12 protein-coding genes are annotated in these 15,904 nt (G+C 65.2%); 5 read left to right on the forward strand and 7 right to left on the reverse strand.

Going from position 1 to position 15,904, the window contains the following annotated elements:
- Positions 1 to 164 precede the first annotated feature (164 nt).
- Positions 165 to 2,528, forward strand: a complete 2,364-nt coding sequence (locus QRN07_RS14500; protein ID WP_285241395.1) for a glycoside hydrolase family 3 N-terminal domain-containing protein — start codon at positions 165 to 167, stop codon at positions 2,526 to 2,528.
- Positions 2,529 to 2,563: 35 nt separating this feature from the next.
- Here QRN07_RS14500 and QRN07_RS14505 read toward each other — a convergent pair whose 3' ends face one another.
- From QRN07_RS14505 to QRN07_RS14525, 5 genes are all read right to left on the reverse strand, one after another.
- Positions 2,564 to 3,247: a DUF624 domain-containing protein gene (locus QRN07_RS14505; protein ID WP_050683888.1), complete on the reverse strand. Its 684-nt coding sequence runs from the start codon at positions 3,245 to 3,247 to the stop codon at positions 2,564 to 2,566.
- A gap of 49 nt (positions 3,248 to 3,296) precedes the next feature.
- A complete protein-coding gene (locus QRN07_RS14510) occupies positions 3,297 to 4,916 on the reverse strand; it encodes an ABC transporter substrate-binding protein (protein ID WP_285241396.1) in 1,620 nt (539 codons plus the stop codon).
- Positions 4,917 to 4,937: 21 nt separating this feature from the next.
- Complete coding sequence (locus QRN07_RS14515) at positions 4,938 to 5,807, reverse strand: carbohydrate ABC transporter permease (protein WP_157370876.1); 870 nt, start codon at positions 5,805 to 5,807, stop codon at positions 4,938 to 4,940.
- Positions 5,808 to 5,881: 74 nt separating this feature from the next.
- The gene (locus tag QRN07_RS14520) at positions 5,882 to 6,877 is read right to left on the reverse strand and encodes an ABC transporter permease (protein WP_050683890.1); all 996 of its coding nucleotides are present in this window, start codon (positions 6,875 to 6,877) and stop codon (positions 5,882 to 5,884) included.
- 8 nt (positions 6,878 to 6,885) lie between these two features.
- On the reverse strand, positions 6,886 to 8,943 hold the full coding sequence (locus QRN07_RS14525) for a beta-galactosidase (protein WP_285241397.1): 2,058 nt from the start codon (positions 8,941 to 8,943) through the stop codon (positions 6,886 to 6,888).
- A gap of 371 nt (positions 8,944 to 9,314) precedes the next feature.
- On the opposite strand from QRN07_RS14525, the gene QRN07_RS14530 reads away from it, so the two are divergent.
- A complete protein-coding gene (locus tag QRN07_RS14530) occupies positions 9,315 to 9,788 on the forward strand; it encodes a MarR family winged helix-turn-helix transcriptional regulator (protein ID WP_056596227.1) in 474 nt (157 codons plus the stop codon).
- Positions 9,785 to 11,038, forward strand: a complete 1,254-nt coding sequence (locus QRN07_RS14535) for an MFS transporter (protein WP_285241398.1) — start codon at positions 9,785 to 9,787, stop codon at positions 11,036 to 11,038. Before QRN07_RS14530 ends, QRN07_RS14535 begins: the two co-directional genes overlap by 4 nt.
- A 112-nt stretch (positions 11,039 to 11,150) precedes the next feature.
- On the opposite strand, the gene QRN07_RS14540 is transcribed toward QRN07_RS14535, so the two are convergent.
- Positions 11,151 to 11,531, reverse strand: coding sequence for a VOC family protein (locus QRN07_RS14540; RefSeq protein WP_050683894.1), 381 nt, complete (start codon positions 11,529 to 11,531; stop codon positions 11,151 to 11,153).
- A gap of 352 nt (positions 11,532 to 11,883) precedes the next feature.
- On the opposite strand from QRN07_RS14540, the gene QRN07_RS14545 reads away from it, so the two are divergent.
- A complete protein-coding gene (locus QRN07_RS14545) occupies positions 11,884 to 13,749 on the forward strand; it encodes a hypothetical protein (RefSeq protein ID WP_285241399.1) in 1,866 nt (621 codons plus the stop codon).
- Here QRN07_RS14545 and QRN07_RS14550 read toward each other — a convergent pair.
- Positions 13,746 to 14,702: a hypothetical protein gene (locus QRN07_RS14550; protein ID WP_285241400.1), complete on the reverse strand. Its 957-nt coding sequence runs from the start codon at positions 14,700 to 14,702 to the stop codon at positions 13,746 to 13,748. The two genes, QRN07_RS14545 and QRN07_RS14550, sit on opposite strands and share 4 nt — an antisense overlap.
- 333 nt (positions 14,703 to 15,035) lie before the next feature.
- Here QRN07_RS14550 and QRN07_RS14555 point away from each other — a divergent pair, with 333 nt between their 5' ends.
- Complete coding sequence (locus QRN07_RS14555) at positions 15,036 to 15,899, forward strand: sugar phosphate isomerase/epimerase family protein (protein WP_056596214.1); 864 nt, start codon at positions 15,036 to 15,038, stop codon at positions 15,897 to 15,899.
- The last annotated feature ends 5 nt before the right edge of the window (positions 15,900 to 15,904 follow it).

Raw genomic sequence — 15,904 nt, forward strand, 5'->3', positions numbered from 1 at the left:
CATCTCTACGCATAAGTTTCTGCCGAGCCTTCAAGGCATGTTTTCGGCCTCTCCTCAACCGTAGGGATGCGCTCACAGCCACGTCAAGGACTTTGCCCCTAGAAACTTACTGGAATTTTCTGATACTTTCTTAGAAATTGATAGCCAACCCTGAGGAGAAGCCCGTGACCAGCGGTGCCGCCGAAAAACAAGCCTTCCCCTTGGCGCAGGATCCTGCGGACCCAGGCGCCGCCGTCGAACGCCTGATGCTCCAGATGACGCTCCCGGAAAAGCTGGCCCAACTGGCAGGCGTCTGGGTGAACGCCTCCACCGACGGCGATTCCGTGGCACCGCTGCAGAACGAAATGGCAGGCGACGAACGGACCTGGGAGGAAATGATCTCCCAAGGCCTGGGCCAGATCACCCGCATGTACGGGACAGTCCCGGTGGAGCCACTCGAAGGCGCCCGGCGGCTGGCAGCAGCCCAGGAACAGATCATGGCCGCCTCCCGCTTCGGTATTCCGGCCCAGGTCCATGAGGAATGCCTGGCCGGGCTGGCGGCGTGGAAAGCCACGGCGTTCCCGGTCCCGCTGGCCTGGGGCGCCACCTTCAACCCCGGCCTGGTCCGGCGCATGGCCGGGCTGATCGGCGGGCAGATGCGCGCCCTCGGCGTCCACCAGGGACTGGCCCCCGTACTGGACGTGGTCCGCGACCTGCGGTGGGGTCGCGTGGAGGAAACCATCGGCGAGGACCCCTACCTGGTGGGCACGGTGGCGTCCGCCTACGTCGGCGGACTTGAGGAGACCGGCATCGTAGCCACGCTCAAGCACTTTGTGGGCTACTCCGCCTCGCGCGCCGGGCGCAACCACGCCCCTGTTTCCATGGGCCCGCGTGAACTGGCCGATGTGATGCTGCCGCCCTTTGAAATGGCGATCCGGCATGGCGGGGCGCGCTCGGTGATGCACGCCTACACGGACACGGACGGCGTTCCGGCCGCCGCGAACCGGGCGTTGCTCACCGCGTTGCTGCGGGACGAGTGGGGGTTCACCGGCACCGTGGTGGCAGACTACTTCGGCATTGCCTTCCTGAACGCCACCCACGGCGTGGCCGCCGATTCGGGCGAGGCCGCTGCCTTGGCGCTTGCCGCAGGCGTGGACGTGGAACTGCCCACCATGAACTGCTACGGCACACCCCTGCTCGAGGCTGTCCGATCCGGTGCCGTGCCCGAGGCCCTGGTGGACACCGCCCTGCGCCGGGTGCTGACCCAGAAACAGGAAGCCGGGCTCCTCTCCGCCGCTTTTGACCCTGCCCCGCCTGCCCTGGCTGCCGGGACCATCGACCTTGACCCCGCGGAACACCGGGCGCTGGCGAGGGAGATTGCAGCCCAGTCCTTGGTGCTGCTGACCAACAGGACGCACGACGGCGGCCCCACCCTTCCGCTGCCGGCTGCGGCTTTGGCGTCGGTGGGCGTGGTGGGCCCGCTGTCCCAGGACCCGTTCGCCATGTTGGGCTGCTATTCCTTTGATGCGCATGTGGGCGCTTCGCACCCTGACATCCCTATGGGAATTACTGTTCCTACCGTCGCCGAGGCAGCCGCCGGCCGGTGCGGGGCGGTACAGAGCGCGGCGTCCGGGACCTGCGAGGTGATCCCGGAGGACCGAATCGAGGAGGCCTGCCGCCTGGCCGCTGCCGTGGACACCTGCGTCATTGTGGTGGGAGATAACGCGGGCCTCTTTGGCCGCGGCACTTCCGGTGAAGGCAACGACGTGGGCGACCTGCAACTGCCCGGGGACCAACGGCTGCTGCTGGACCGGGTGCTGACCGCTGCTGAGGCTGCCGGGACCCGGACGGTGGTGGTGATCCTCAGCGGCCGGCCTTACGCGCTGGGTGAGTTTGCCGACCGGGCGGGCGCCCTGGTGCAGGGCTTCTTCCCGGGTGAGGAGGGGGCGGAAGCCTTGTGGGATGTGCTGACGGGCGCACGGACCCCCACCGGCAAACTCCCCGTTTCGGTCCCCCGGACGGCCGGCGGCCAACCCGGCACCTACCTGCACAGCAGCCTCGCCGGCGCGTCCGGCGTCAGCGCCCTGGACCCCTCGCCGCTGTTCGGCTTTGGCCACGGCCTTTCCTACACCTCGTTCGGCTTTTCCGGCCACACGGCGAGCGCACCCACCATGTCCACCACGGGGACCGTCACCGTGGGCTGCACCGTCACCAACACCGGGTCCCTGGCCGGCGCCGAAGTGGTCCAGCTGTACCTGGCGGACCCGGTGGGCGAGGTGGTCCGGCCGGTCCGGGAGCTGATCGGGTACGCGCGGGTGGAGCTCGCCGCAGGTGCGTCAGCGGAACTGGAGTTCACCGTCCACGCCGACCGGACCTCTTTCACGGGCCTGGACCTGCAGCGGGTGGTCACGCCGGGACTGGTGAAGCTGCATGTGGCTACGTCGAGCACCGCTGATGTTGCCACGCATGAGGTCATTTTGCACGGCCCCCGCACGGTGGTGGGCTTCGGCCGGGAAATGCTGACACCGGTGACGGTCACGCCGCTGTAGGCAGGCAGCCGGGCCTCTTCTGGTCCGGGTGGGCCTCACTGGTGCGCGGTGAACTTCCCCTCAATGAAGGCCAGGAGCGGCCGGGAGTTGAGGCAGACCAGGAACACCACGGCCCCGGCGATGACCGGCAGCAGGTACGCCGTGGAAATGAGCAGCAGGAATCCGGCCACAAACAGGATGCCCGCGTTGCCCAGTGACACCCGTTTCCGGGCCCCGATGCTGTACAGGGACAGCCGGTAAAGATCCCGCACCCGGAATGTGAACCGGGACAGCAGCAACAGGGCAGTGGCCGCCGCCGTCAGGACCAGCAGCCCAAGCCCCACCAGGCCGATCCGGGCACCGCCGGCCACCGGGGCCGCGGCGTCCCCGCCCGGCAGCACCAGGAGGTTGAACCCGACGACGGCGAGCACCGCCAGGTACGGCAGCCAGACCAGGAGCGCCTGGCCGGCGTTCCGGCGGTAGCCGCGGACGAAGTCCCGGAACACGCCGGTGTCCTGCCCGGCCAGCAGGCGGTTAAACGCGTACATGGCCGCCACCACTGCGGGCCCCACGGGGATGCAGGCCAGGATCAACAGCAGGGGCTGGAATCCCAGCAGAGGCACCAGCAGGAGCAGAGCGTTGGCTGCCACCAGGAGGATGGAGCCCATCATCACACCGGCAACGGTTCCGGCCACCCTGAACAGGGGGCCGGAACCGTACTCCGTCTTCTTCGCAACCACGCGCTGCCTTTCGGTTACCGCCGGAAGCCGCGCGCCGCCGTCGTCATTCCTACTTCTTGTCCTCGTACGCCTTGTACGCCTTGTTGGCCAACTCTACGTATTTGGACATGCCCTTGGCGTCCAGCTCCTTGAGGTAGGCATCGAACTCGCCCAGGCTGCGCTGGCCCGTGATGAACTTCAGCGTGTTTTGCTTGACGTGGTCCTTGAGCGGGGTGAGCACCAGGGTGGCTTGTTCACGGTCCACGTCGCTGAACGGGACCGGCGGCGCCACGGCCTTGGGCTTTTTGGCCTGCATCGCCTTTTGGAAGGCCAGCTCCTCCTCGTTAAAGGTGGACTGCAGCAGGTCGGTGGTGCCGCCGTAGGCAAAGTTGCCGCCGGAGAAACCATAGTCAACGCGGAGGTCCTTGGTGCCGGCCGGGTTCAGGCCCTGGAAGTTGATGTCTGCCGCGGGCTTGCGCTTGCCGCCCTCCTTGGTGAATGTGGTTCCTTCCACGCCCCACTTGGCGAACTCCTGGCCGGCGTCGCTGTAGAAAAGCCAGTCCAGGTACTGCATCAGGGCCACAAAGCTGTCTTTGTCCTTGACGGACGAGTTCAGCATGATGCCGTTTTCCAGCCGGGAGCCGCCGATGATGTCGCCCGCCGGCCCGCCGGGTACGGTGATCTTGCGGACGGAGAAGTTGCCCTTGCCCAGGGACTGCTCCATGGACGTGCGGTAGGTGATGATGTTTTGGGAGTTGGCGCTGATAACAAACGACTTGCCCGAGGTGAACTTCTGGATGGCGGAATCGTCGGTCTGGGTGAAGCTTTCCGGGTCCATCAGGCCCTCGGACACCAGGGAGTTGAAGTACGTCACCAGCTCCTTGAACTGGGAGTTGCCGGCGCCGAAGCTGAACTCCTTGGCGGACTCGTCGAAGCTCAGCCCGTCCACCAGGCCCCAGCCGGCCACCGTGCCGAACGCGCTGCCGGCGATGTTCAGGACGCTGTTGCCGTTGAACCGGTCCGAGAACGGCACCACGTCCGGGTACGCCTTTTTCAGCTTCCGCAGCACCTCACGGAACTCGTCCCAGGTTTCGGGTTCGGCAATGCTTTCCTTTTCCAGGATGTCCGTGCGGAATGCCAGCGTGTAGTCCGGCCACAGTTCCTCATGCAGGCCGGGCAAGACGTAGTATTTCCCGTCCTCCTGTGTCAGGCCGGCGATCTCCGCCTCCAGCTTCCACTTCTTCACCTTGTCCTGGAAGTGCGGCATCAGGTCGACGTAGTCGCTCACCGGCAGGACGGCGCCGGACGAGACGTAGGCGCTCTCCTGGCCGGGGTAGGTTTTGGCGATGATTTCCGGGGCGCTGCCGGAGCTGATCAGGAGGCTGCGCTTTTGCTCGTAGTCGCTGCTGGGGACGATGGTGGTCTCCAGCGTGACGTTGTTGTCCGACGCCATTTTGGTGAACAGCAGCCAGTCCTTCTTATACGGGTAGGTGGGCTGGTCGCTGAAAAGGAAGGTGAAGCTCAGCGGCACCGTCGCCTTGAACGTATCCCCCACCCCAAAGCTGTCCATCGCGCCGTTGCGGGCCTTGGTGGTGTCAACCTTGCTGCCGGAATCGGAGTCACAGCCGGCGGCCACCAGGCCAAAAGCTGCCAGTGCGGACAGGCCGAGGAAATCTCGTCTGCGGATCATGGGCTTTCCTTTCGTAAGGGGTTATTCCTTGACGGAACCGAGCATGACGCCCGAGAAGAAGTACTTCTGCACAAACGGGTAGACACAAAGGATGGGGATAACGGTCAGGACGATGGTGACGGATTGGATGTTGGCCGCAATCTGGCCCACGTTTTCCGCCGTCCCGCCCGCGGATCCTGCGGTGGTGACCCCGGCGATCATGTTGCGCAGGTAGATGGTCACCGGGAACAGGTCCGGGTTGTCCAGGTAGAGGAAGGCCTGGAACCAGGAGTTCCAGTTGGCCACTGCGTAAAACAGGACCATGGTGGCCACAATCGCCTTGCTCAGTGGCAGTACCACCCTGAACAGCACGCCGTACTGGGTGAGGCCGTCAATCGCGGCGGCTTCCTCCAGTTCACGCGGCATGTTCTCGAAAAACGACTTCATGATCAGGAGGTTGAAGACGCTGATGGCGTTGGGCAGCACCACGGCCCACAGGGTGTCCCGCATGCCCAGCGAGCTGATCAGCACGTAGTTGGGGATCAGCCCGCCATTGAAGAACATGGTGAACACTGCGATGCCGATAAAAACGCTGCGGCCTTTGAGGTCCTTCTTGGCGATGGCGTACGCGAAGCTGGTGGTGAGCACCATGGAGATGGTGGTGGCCACGACCGTGTACAGCACCGTGTTGCCGTAGTTGTTCCAGAACGTGGAGTCGGCCAGGATCAGCCGGTACGTCTCCACGTTGAAGCCCATGGGGAACAGGTTGACCTGCCCGGCGTTGATAAAGCCTTCGCTGGAAAAGCTCTGGGCCACGATGTTCAGGAACGGGTACACGGTCAGGAACAGCACGGCCAGCAGGAAGACCAGGTTCACGCCCCGGAAGACCCACATGCTGCGGGAAACCTTCATGTCCTTGACCAGGACTCCCGTGTCCCTACCGGCCCGGTTCCGCTTCAGGAGGGTGTCCTTCATGGTTGTCCCTTTCACCACAGGCTCGTTCCTGCGAGCCGCTTGGAGATCGCGTTCGCGGAGAGGATCAGCGTCAGGCCGATGACGGATTCAAACATTCCGATCGCTGCGGCGTAGCTGAAGTTGCTCGATTCCAGGCCCACCCGGTACAGGTAGGTGGAGATGACATCGGAGGTTTCGTAGTTGAGCGGGTTGTAGATCAACAGGATCTTCTCGAAGCCCACAGCCATGAACGTGCCGATGTTCAGGATCAGCAGGGTGATGATGGTGGGGCGGATGGCCGGGAGCGTGACGTGCCAGGTTTGCTGCCACCGGTTGGCGCCGTCGATCCGGGCCGCCTCGTACAGGGATTCGTCCACCCGGGTCAGCGCCGCAAGGTAGAGGATGGCGCCCCAGCCCATGGTTTGCCACACCTCGGAGCTGATGTACATGGGCCGGAACCAGCCCGCGTCCTGGGTGAAGTTCACGGTGGTGCCAAAGAGGGAATTGGCCACCTGGTTCACCGTGCCGGTCATGGAGAAGTTCTGCAGGATCATGCCCGCGATGATCACCACGGACATAAAGTGCGGCAGGTACGCCACGGTCTGGACCAGCTTCTTGAACTTCTGCGAGCGCAGTTCATTGAGCATCAGCGCGAAGATGATGGGCATGGGGAAGCAAAAGAGCAGGGTCAGGACGCCGAGGATGATGGTGTTCTGGAAGGCCTGCCAGAAGCTGGGATCGTTGATGAACAAGGTGACGTACTTCAGGCCCACCCATTTTTCGCCGAAGATGCTGCCGCCGGGCTGGAACTGGCGGAATGCGATCACGTTCCCGGCCATGGGCAGGTAGCGGAACACCGCAAAGTAGATCAGCGGCAGCAGAACCAGGGTGTAGAGCCGCCAGTCACGGGTGATGGCGACTTTCCAGCTGCCGGGCTTGTTGCGGCGGCCGCCGTTCCTGTTTTTGCCGCCTTTGCCGGGCGGGTCTGCGGTGACCGCTTCGGGGGGAATTTCCAATCGCATGGCCATGGTGCCTCCTAGCGGGCCGTCTGTGGGGTGGGTTCGTCGATGACCAGGACGCCGTTCGCGGCCAGTTCCACCCTGCCGCTGACAGGGTTCCCGGTAATGAGGTCGGTGCCGCCGGCCTGCAGGTCAACCAGAGCCGGGGCATCGTTGTGGTTGAGGACCAGGAGGTAGCTGCGTGCAGCACCAGTACGACGCCGGACCTGGACTCCCGGAGGTGCCTGAAGTTCCGGGCGGATTCCGGCACCCTGGCGTTCGGTTGCGAGCAGGTCCGCCAGGTAGGAGTCGTCTACCCTGGCTGACAGATACAGGGCAGTACCTTTGCCGAACGAGTTGCGGGTGACCGCGGGAAAACCTTCCAGCCGGCCGGAGCCGTAACTGGCCAGGACGTCAGCGGACTCGGCGTGCAGGTGCTCGGTCCAGTAACCGGCGGAGGCTGTGCCGCCGTCGGCCGTGCGCAGTTTTACTTCCTCCCCCTCGCCAGCCAGCGGATGCAGTTCCTCGCTCCAGGCGCCCAGGACCGTGCGGAGGGCTCCCGGGTAGCCGCCCAAGCGGATGGTGTTGTCCTGGTCCACCATGCCGGACAGGTAGCTGGCCACCAGGCGTCCGCCGCCGGCCACGTAGTCCTCGATCCGCTGCGCGGCACCATCCGTCAGTAAATACGTGGCCGGCAGGACCACCAGGCTGTACGGGGTGAGGTCACTTTTGGTATCAACAAAGTCGACAGTGATGTTGGCGTCGAAGAACGGCCGGTACAGGCGGAGTACTTCCTGCGCATAGTTAAGGTCGGAACGCGGCGAATTCCCCAGCTCCAGGGCCCACCAACAGTCCCAGTCGAAGACCACTGCCACCTTCGCAGCGGACCGCGTTCCGGCGATGCCGCCAAGGCTCTTCAACTCCTGGCCCAGTCCGCAGACTTCGCGGAACACCCGGGTGTTGGGACCGGCGTGGTTGACCATGCCGGAGTGGTACCGCTCGGTGCCGCCCTTGGCCTGCCGCCACTGGAAAAACAGGATGGAGTCGGCGCCCTGGGCGATGGCCTGGTAGGAGCCGAGCCGCATTTTGCCCGGCAGCTTGGACACGTTCACGGACCACTGGCTGACAGCGGCGGTGGCCTGTTCCATGACCAGCCACGGCTGGCCTTTGCGCAGCGAGCGCATCAGGTCGAAGTTCAGGGCCGCCGCCACGTGGGCGTCTTCCTCCCGCGGGTCCGGGTAGATATCCAGGGCCACGGAGTCCTCCTCGGCTGCCCAGGCCCAGTAGTCGTTGTTTTTATAGAAGCGCATGAAGTTGGTGACGATGGGCAGGTCCGGGGTGTGCGTGCGCAGGATGTCCCGCTCCGCCTTGTAGTGGGCCAGCATGCTGTCCGACGTGAACCGGTGGTAGTCCAGCCTGCGTGACGGGTTGGACCAGGTGCGGGGCTGGGCCGGCGCGTTGACCTGGGCCCAGTCCGAGTAGACCTGGCCCCACACATCCGTGCTCCAGGCCTGGTTGAGCCGGTCCACGCTGCCGTACTTCTCCTGCAGCCAGATCCGGAATGCCCGGTCCGCGTGCGGGCCGTAGGACACGGGACCGTATTCGTTGTTGACGTGCCACATGCACAGCGCGGGGTGCGTGGCGTACCTCTCCCCCATGGTTTCCGCCATGGCCAGTGATTTGGCCCGGTACACAGGATGCGAAACGTCGAAGTGCTGCCGGGAGCCGAACCCGAAGGTGGACCCGTCCGCCAGGACCGGGAGGATGTCAGGGTGCTGGGTAATCAGCCAGGCGGGCGGCACGGCGTCCGGGGTGGCCAGGTCCACGCCGATGCCGTTGGCGTGCAGGAGATCCATCACTTCATCCAGCCAGTCGAAGTCGTAGACACCGTCCGCCGTTTCAAGCCTGCTCCACGAGAACACTGCGAGGGTGACCAGGTTGACGCCGGCCTCCTTCATCAGGCGGACGTCCTCATCCCAGAGCTCGCGGGGCCACTGCTCGGGGTTGTAGTCCCCGCCGTAGGCGATGCCGCCGAGCCGCTGATGCAGGGCCTTGAGTCTTTGTTCCGGGGTGCTGCTGCGTGGCTCGCTGGTCATCATTGTCCTTTGGTTGGCATGTGGCCGCCGGCATCCCCACCGTGCGACCTGCATCACAACAAGAAACTATCGTAAAGTTTACGCAATAACAACAGTCTGTGGCGAAAGCAACCGCTTTCGAGATGACGCCAGGTTGCCGCGGGACCGCCGGCCGGGACCCTTCGGCGGTGCGTCAGGACCTACGCAGACCATCCCGCCATCAACCGCCGGGCACTTCCGGTTTCGCGGAATGGGTGGAAACTATCGGAACCGTTCGCTTGAGACGAGGAACACCCGCGCGCACCTTGCCGCGAAGACCCTGCGGGAGGATACTTGTTAGCGAAGCTAATTAGCATTGCTAACGATTATCGCCAGGAGGCGCACCCGCGGATATGGCCGGCACTGACACCACGATTTCCCCCACTCAAGACACCCCTCCTGCGGACAGCCCGCAGGACAGCCTGGCCATCGAGCTCCGGACCGCCGTGATGCGGACATCCCGCCGGCTCCGCATCGAGGCCACCGGCGATGCCATCACCCCCGGCCAGTACACCGTGCTGGCCCACCTGAACAGCAACGGCCCCTTCACCCTGCGCGGCCTGGCGGACCTCGAACATGTCCAGGCGCCGTCCATGACCCGGATCGTCAACGCCCTCGCCGACCAGGAGTTTGTCTCCCGACAGGTCCACCCGGACGACGGCCGGCAGGTGAACATCACCATCACCGGCGCCGGCCGGGCCGTCCTCGCCGAGGCGAGGGAGCAGCGGACTGCGTGGCTGGCACAGCGGGTCGCAGGCCTGAGTGACGAGGACCGGGGCGTCCTTAGCCGGGCCGCCCAGCTGATGCAGGAAATGAGCGGCAAATGAGCGCCATGTTCCGGGCCCTGGAAAACCCCAACTACCGGATCTGGGCGGGCGGGGCGCTGGTGTCAAACATCGGCACCTGGATGCAGCGCGTGGCCCAGGACTGGCTGGTCCTGACAGTCCTGACCAACCATTCCGGCGCCGCAGTGGGCATCACCACCGGCCTGCAGTTCCTGCCCATGCTGCTCCTGGGACCTTACGGCGGGGTGCTGGCCGACAGGTACCGCAAACGCGTCATCCTGCTCTGGACCCAGCTGGCCATGGGCCTGACCGGCCTGGCCATCGGCCTGTTGGTGGTCACCGGCACCGCCCAGCTCTGGCACGCGTATGTGGCCGCCCTGTGCCTGGGCATCGCCAGCGCCATCGATGCACCCGCACGCCAGGCTTTTGTCTCGGAGCTGGTGGGCCAGGACAACATCGCCAACGCCGTGGCCCTGAACTCCGCTTCCTTCAACACCGCAAGGCTCACCGGCCCCGCCATCGCCGGTGTGCTGATCGCCTGGGTGGGCACCGGCCCGGTGTTCCTGATCAACGCCGCAAGCTTCGCCGCGGTCATCTTCTCGCTGTTCCGGATCCGCACCTCGGAACTGGCGCAGCCTGCGACCGTCAGCCGCAGCAAACACCAAGTGGCCGAGGGCATCGCCTACGTCCGGCGCCGCCCGGACCTGGTGCTGATCATGGTGCTGGTGGGGATCCTGGGCGCCTTCGGCATGAACTTTCCCATCACCAACGCGCTGATGGCCACCACGGAATTCCGGATGGGACCCGGCGAGTTCGGCCTGCTGGGCTCCATCATGGCCGTGGGTACGCTGGCCGGTGCGCTGCTGGCGGCACGCCGGTCCGGGCCCCGGCTCCGCCTGCTCCTGGGCGGCGCCCTGGGCCTGGGCTTCTTCACCATCCTGGGCAGCGTATCGCCGACATTCTGGCTGTACGCCGTCATCCTGATCCCGGTGGGCCTGGCGTCCATCACGTTCCTGAACAGCTGCAACACCAGCATCCAGCTTTCCGTGGAACCGCAGTTCCGCGGCCGGGTCCTGGCGCTCTACCTGGCCATCCTGCAGGGCGGCACCGCCCTGGGCGCCCCGCTGATGGGTTGGATCGGATCCGAGTTCGGCGCCCGCTGGTCGGTGGCCGCCGGCGGCATCATCGTGCTGCTGACCGCGCTCGTTGCAGTAATTGTGGTCAGCCGGCGCAACCACCTCACGCTGCGCACCACGCTCCGCTCCGCTATCAAGCGGGCACCCGCGGTTTAGTTAGCGCACGACGGCGGCACCCGGCCACCGCTTCCCCGCCACCTTCCCAGGGTGGCTGGCCCAGCGCGCCGGGTCCCGCCGTCGTACTGCTGCTGCTTTCTGTCCCGGCGCTTCAGAGGCGCTGGGAAAGGTTGAGGATGTTCCCTTCGCTGTCCAGGAACCAGGCGGATTTGCCCCATTCATTGGCAACCACGCCGTTCTCCGTCTTCAGCCCGGGGAAGTCGTACTCCTCGAAGGTGACACCACGTCCGCGGAGTTCCTCCATGTCGCGTTCCAGGTTGTCCGTCTCCCACCCCATCTGGGTGTTCTTCGCCGAACCGGCGTTTTCAGTCTGGTAGATCAGGAAGCCGGTGCCACCGCCGGCCGTGTACATCAGGCTGTCCTCCTCCATTGACCCGGACGGCTCCATTCCCAGCTTGTCCCGGTAGAAATCCTTGGCCCTGTTGATGTCCTTGGCCGCGAGGACCGCCATGATATTTGAATCCTTCAGCATGATGATTTCCTTTGTGCTGTTTCGCTCCGGCGGTTCTGCGCGCCCCCTGTTGCGGCCCCCTGCCGGGCCGCGTCGCCGCCCGTTCCGCCGATTGCCGGGGCGGCCACTTGGGACCCGGGCGCCCGGTACGGCCGTCATTGGCCGGCATCGTGGCGCGGGAATCCCCGTAGCTTATGAGGCCATTATGGAACTGAACGGGCTACGGCGATATAGGGAATTTATGCGGCACTTGCCATCTGGCCGCGCCGGGCGCGGCGCCCTGCGGCAACCCGCACCCTGATGTGCGGGGAATCCCCTAAATGCGGCGCTTTTTCCCGGTTCCGCCGGATCATTTTCCGCGCACTATTTACCTATGTGGTCCCTCAATCGCGTGATTCCGGCACTCCGGTCCTGGTGGTGCCTTCCCGGGCAGGCACCTGTTTCCAGCACCGGGGAGCTACCCCCGGACCAGGTGGTGGTGTTTGTCCACGGCATGGGCAAGGCGCTGAAGGGCGGGACGCTGCAGGAATGGGCACAGCCGCTGGCGCAGAGCTTCCGCGACTACGCACTGGACGATGTGGGCTGCCTGACGTGTGCGCCGCTGATCATCACCGACGCCTCCGCCGTGATCGATACTCCCTCCATCCGCGCCCGCGTCCTGCGCCGCCACAACCCAGGCCCCGGGGCGGAGCACCACCCCGAATACGCCACCATCCTGATCACCGAGGCCTCCTGGGGCGCGGACTTCGTTCCCGCCACCGCCACGGACACGTATTCGTGGGCCTGGACCATGATGCCGAAGGTTTACGGCCGGTCCATGGAGCTCCTGTGGTGGAACCTTTATGCGGGGCGTCCGTCCCGCAGCAATCCCTTCTGGTTGCTCAAGCGCATCAAACAGGTCATCCTGTCTGCCAGCACCGCCGTTCTGGGTTTTGTGGTCCTGATTCCGGGTTTGGCCCTGCTGGGAGTGGTGATCTTCCTGGCAAACGTGCCCGGCCTGGGCCGCTTCGTGGGAGCTTTCGTCAGCCTGTTCGCCGAGTTTCTTGGTGATCCCCAGGTGTGGCTCCGCCGGCCGCTGCAAGCTGCGGCAATGCGCCAGCGCATTATCCGGACCCTTTCCCCCTGGAATGCCCTGGGCATCCCGATCACGTTGGTGGCGCACAGCCAGGGTGCAGCAGTGAGTGCCCAGGTCCTCTTCCAGAAAGGGCTGAGTGGCTGCAGCGCCCAAGTGACCAACTTCGTCACCGTAGGCAGTGGAGTGGGCCTACTGGGGTACGCCAAATGGGGCGGCAACGGAACAGATCCCGTTGCGGACTGGATGCACAACACCAGGTTCCGCTGGATCAACATGTGGGGAAAGTTCGATTTTGTCCCCGCAGGTCCCATCAGCACGGATCACAACGGCACGCGGCCTGTGTTCGAGAACCTGTTTGACCGGAACAATCCCAAAAACCCCGCCCCAGGGCCCGGTCCCGAGGAACACGCCATCTACAACCGGGCAGCCCTGATTTACGATCACATCGTCTATTCGCGGAACCGGGTCGAGGTCATCGACCCACTGGCACGGCTCATCCTGCCGCCAGTGCTGGGCGGCGGAGCGCCGGCGCCCGCCCCCGTAGGCATCCCGATCGGCGACCCTACGGACCGGAGGCTCCGTCCCCACCGGGTCATGGTCAAAAGCCTGGCGGCTACCCGGGCCTTGGCATTTATTGCCGGGGTGGGGCTTGCCCCGCCCCTCATGTCGTGGCTGAGCACGTTGAAGCCGCTGCAGGCGGCACTGCAGTGCAGCCCGGCGGACGGTGCGGAGGTGCAGTGGTGGCTAGCCTGGTTCTGCTCCTACGGTGGCTTCAGCTGGCAGGCGCCCGGCACCTGGCCGTCCAACGCTGTGGCAGCAGCGCTCATCGCTGCCTTCTACATCGCGGTACTCAACGGCCCCCTGTGGAACTGGCTGCACGGGCTGGTAGAGCGGCGCAGGAAAAGAACCCTTTCTCAGCTGAGGCCGAACCGGAAACCTGGTGACCTGCCCCGCCGGGGCCCGCTGACCGACGCCGGGAACCCTTGGCCGTGGGTGTGGCTTTATGCGGCTGGTGTCTGGACAGCTACGCTGCTGCCGCTGTATTTCGTGGCAGGCCCCACCATGGCCGCCGTGGGCGTGGGAACCGCCCTGGTACTGGTCTATGAAAGCAACCGGGGCACCGGCGTCGAACCGCTGGCCTCCCGGCCCCCGCGCCAGCCCTAGGGTTTGCAGAAGACCCGCCGTACGGCGCAGAGCGTCAGCTTGAAGGCCTTGGCACCCTGCTTGACCAGCCCGGCGTCGGCCTCCAGGATTTGCGCCTGCCCACGCGCATTCTGGATCGCCGCCAGCGGCGGAAGGTCCGCCGCGGACTGCCGGGCCGCCTGCCAGGAGGTGGCGCACTTGCCGGCACCGAAGGAGAGGCCAAGCCCGGTTTTAAGCGTCTTTCCGGTATCCCAGGTTGCAACATCGGAGGCCCCCGCAGCAGCCGCCTTGTAAACGGCCTCCGTGCAATCCCACACCGCCTTCCGGCCCGGGGAGCCACGGGCGAACAGGTACTTGGTCCCGGCTTTCGCGGCCTTTGCGGTTCCCTGTTCAAGCCAGGCACCGCCGGTCCAGGCCAGTGACAAAAACGGATCCAGCAACCAGGACAGGCTGTCCGCCGCCCCGATGGGGACCGAAACTGTCTCGCCGGGGACCATAAATGCCGACAGATGCAGCTTCTTTTCGAACGCCACCTGGTGGAACAACACCATCGTGTCCGTTGGCGCCACCGGTGTGACGGTGCTTTTGTCAGGACTGTAGAAGGCCCACACCATTTTGGAGTTGTTGGTAATCCGCAGCGTTGCCCCACCCGCGCAGGCAACGATCTGGTCCAGGTAGGGGCGTTCCGCGTCGGATTCCGGCACGGGAAACTGCCGACGGGGCCACAGCAACTGGCACCCTGGATCGGGGCTGCCCGGTGCCAGCGCCGCCTGGCCGGCGGAGTTCGGAGCAGGTCCCACTGTCTTTGCTTTGGTGGCCGTCGCCTGCGTCTGCGCATCCAGGAAAGCCGCCTCATTGGCGCCTGCCGTCCCTTCCGCCACGGGTTGGCCAACGTTTTCCGGCCCGGCGCCGGCGGGTTCCGCAGCGCTGCAGCCGGCCACGGCAACGACAACAACCAGAACCAGCGAAGGCACAAGGACCAAACGGGGCCGTGGTGGTTTTATCCGCTGGTCCTTGCCCTGTTTTTGATGGGACCGTTCCTGGGAAACGCCGCCGAACCACATCCGGATCGCCTTCTTACGCTGTGCCGCCCGCCATGCCGTGGGCACACAGTACTCCGGGGCCTTGTGGTGCGCAATGACAGGCGCTGAATCGCCGGAAAACCCAGGTTTCAGGAATCCGGCCAGCTTCTTGCCCCTCATGGCGTGCCGCGAATCGCCATTGACAGCAAGACTTTGTCATGACAAAGTTCCACAAGTATTAGAGCGCTCCAATTCTTGCCCCGGCAACCGCAACTGAAGGAACCAATGAAGATTTCGATGAACTCAACTGCCGCGTTCCATGGCACCACTTTGCGGGATATTGCGGTGGCCAAAGCGGCGGGCTATGACGCGGTGGAGTTGCAGACCCCGAAGCTGTTCCGTTTCCTCGATGCCGGCTATACCGCCCAGGACCTATTGCCCGCCCTGGCTGGATTCCCGGTTTCCGGTGTGGGGGCAATCCAGGAGGCGCCGGACCAGGACTTCATCCGGGACGCCACCCGGCTGGCCCAGGTGGCGCAAGTGGTGGGTGCGCCCTTCGTCCAGATGTGCACAGGCCCCGTGGACGTCCGCGTGGTGCACGATTTCAAGGCCGGGATCCTGGCCCCCGGAGATGCCCGCTTCCGCGGCACACTGGGCATGGATGAAAAGGACGCCCTCGCCGATACCGCCCGGCGGGTGGCCCTGGCTGCCGACATTGCGGCCGACCACGGCGTTGGCCTCTACCTTGAGCCGCTGGCCTGGGCTCCTGTCAACCGGCTGGCCCAGGCCCTGCAGATTCTCGAAACCATTGACCGGCCCAACGCAAAGCTGTGCGTGGATTTCTGGCATTTCTGGGTCACCGGCGACACCGTGGAGCAAGTCGCTGCCCTTCCGGCAGAGATCATTGCCGCTGTCCACGTTTGTGATGGCCTGCCGGTTGCAGCCGGCGACGTCCCGGACCAGTCCTCTTCACGCAACGTATGGACCGGAGCCGGGAACATTCCGCTGCAGGAATGGGTGGACGCCACCAAGGCGACCGGCTTCGACGGCTGGTACTGCCCCGAGATCTTCTGCGACAAGGTGGCGGAGCAGGACGACGTCCTGGTCGCATCGTCGCTGCGCAACACCGTGGCCATGCTGCTGGCATAGCGCCG

Source organism: Pseudarthrobacter sp. MEB009, assembly GCF_030208875.1.
GTDB lineage: Bacteria > Actinomycetota > Actinomycetes > Actinomycetales > Micrococcaceae > Arthrobacter.

Excerpts from the sequence above, each read along its gene's own strand:
- QRN07_RS14510 (WP_285241396.1), bottom strand. The coding sequence starts at position 4,916 with ATGATCCGCAGACGAGATTTCCTCGGCCTGTCCGCACTGGCAGCTTTT.
- QRN07_RS14515 (WP_157370876.1), bottom strand. The coding sequence starts at position 5,807 with ATGAAGGTTTCCCGCAGCATGTGGGTCTTCCGGGGCGTGAACCTGGTC.
- QRN07_RS14520 (WP_050683890.1), bottom strand. The coding sequence starts at position 6,877 with ATGGCCATGCGATTGGAAATTCCCCCCGAAGCGGTCACCGCAGACCCG.
- QRN07_RS14525 (WP_285241397.1), bottom strand. The coding sequence starts at position 8,943 with ATGACCAGCGAGCCACGCAGCAGCACCCCGGAACAAAGACTCAAGGCC.
- QRN07_RS14530 (WP_056596227.1), top strand. The coding sequence starts at position 9,315 with ATGGCCGGCACTGACACCACGATTTCCCCCACTCAAGACACCCCTCCT.
- QRN07_RS14535 (WP_285241398.1), top strand. The coding sequence starts at position 9,785 with ATGAGCGCCATGTTCCGGGCCCTGGAAAACCCCAACTACCGGATCTGG.
- QRN07_RS14540 (WP_050683894.1), bottom strand. The coding sequence starts at position 11,531 with ATGCTGAAGGATTCAAATATCATGGCGGTCCTCGCGGCCAAGGACATC.
- QRN07_RS14545 (WP_285241399.1), top strand. The coding sequence starts at position 11,884 with ATGTGGTCCCTCAATCGCGTGATTCCGGCACTCCGGTCCTGGTGGTGC.
- QRN07_RS14555 (WP_056596214.1), top strand. The coding sequence starts at position 15,036 with ATGAAGATTTCGATGAACTCAACTGCCGCGTTCCATGGCACCACTTTG.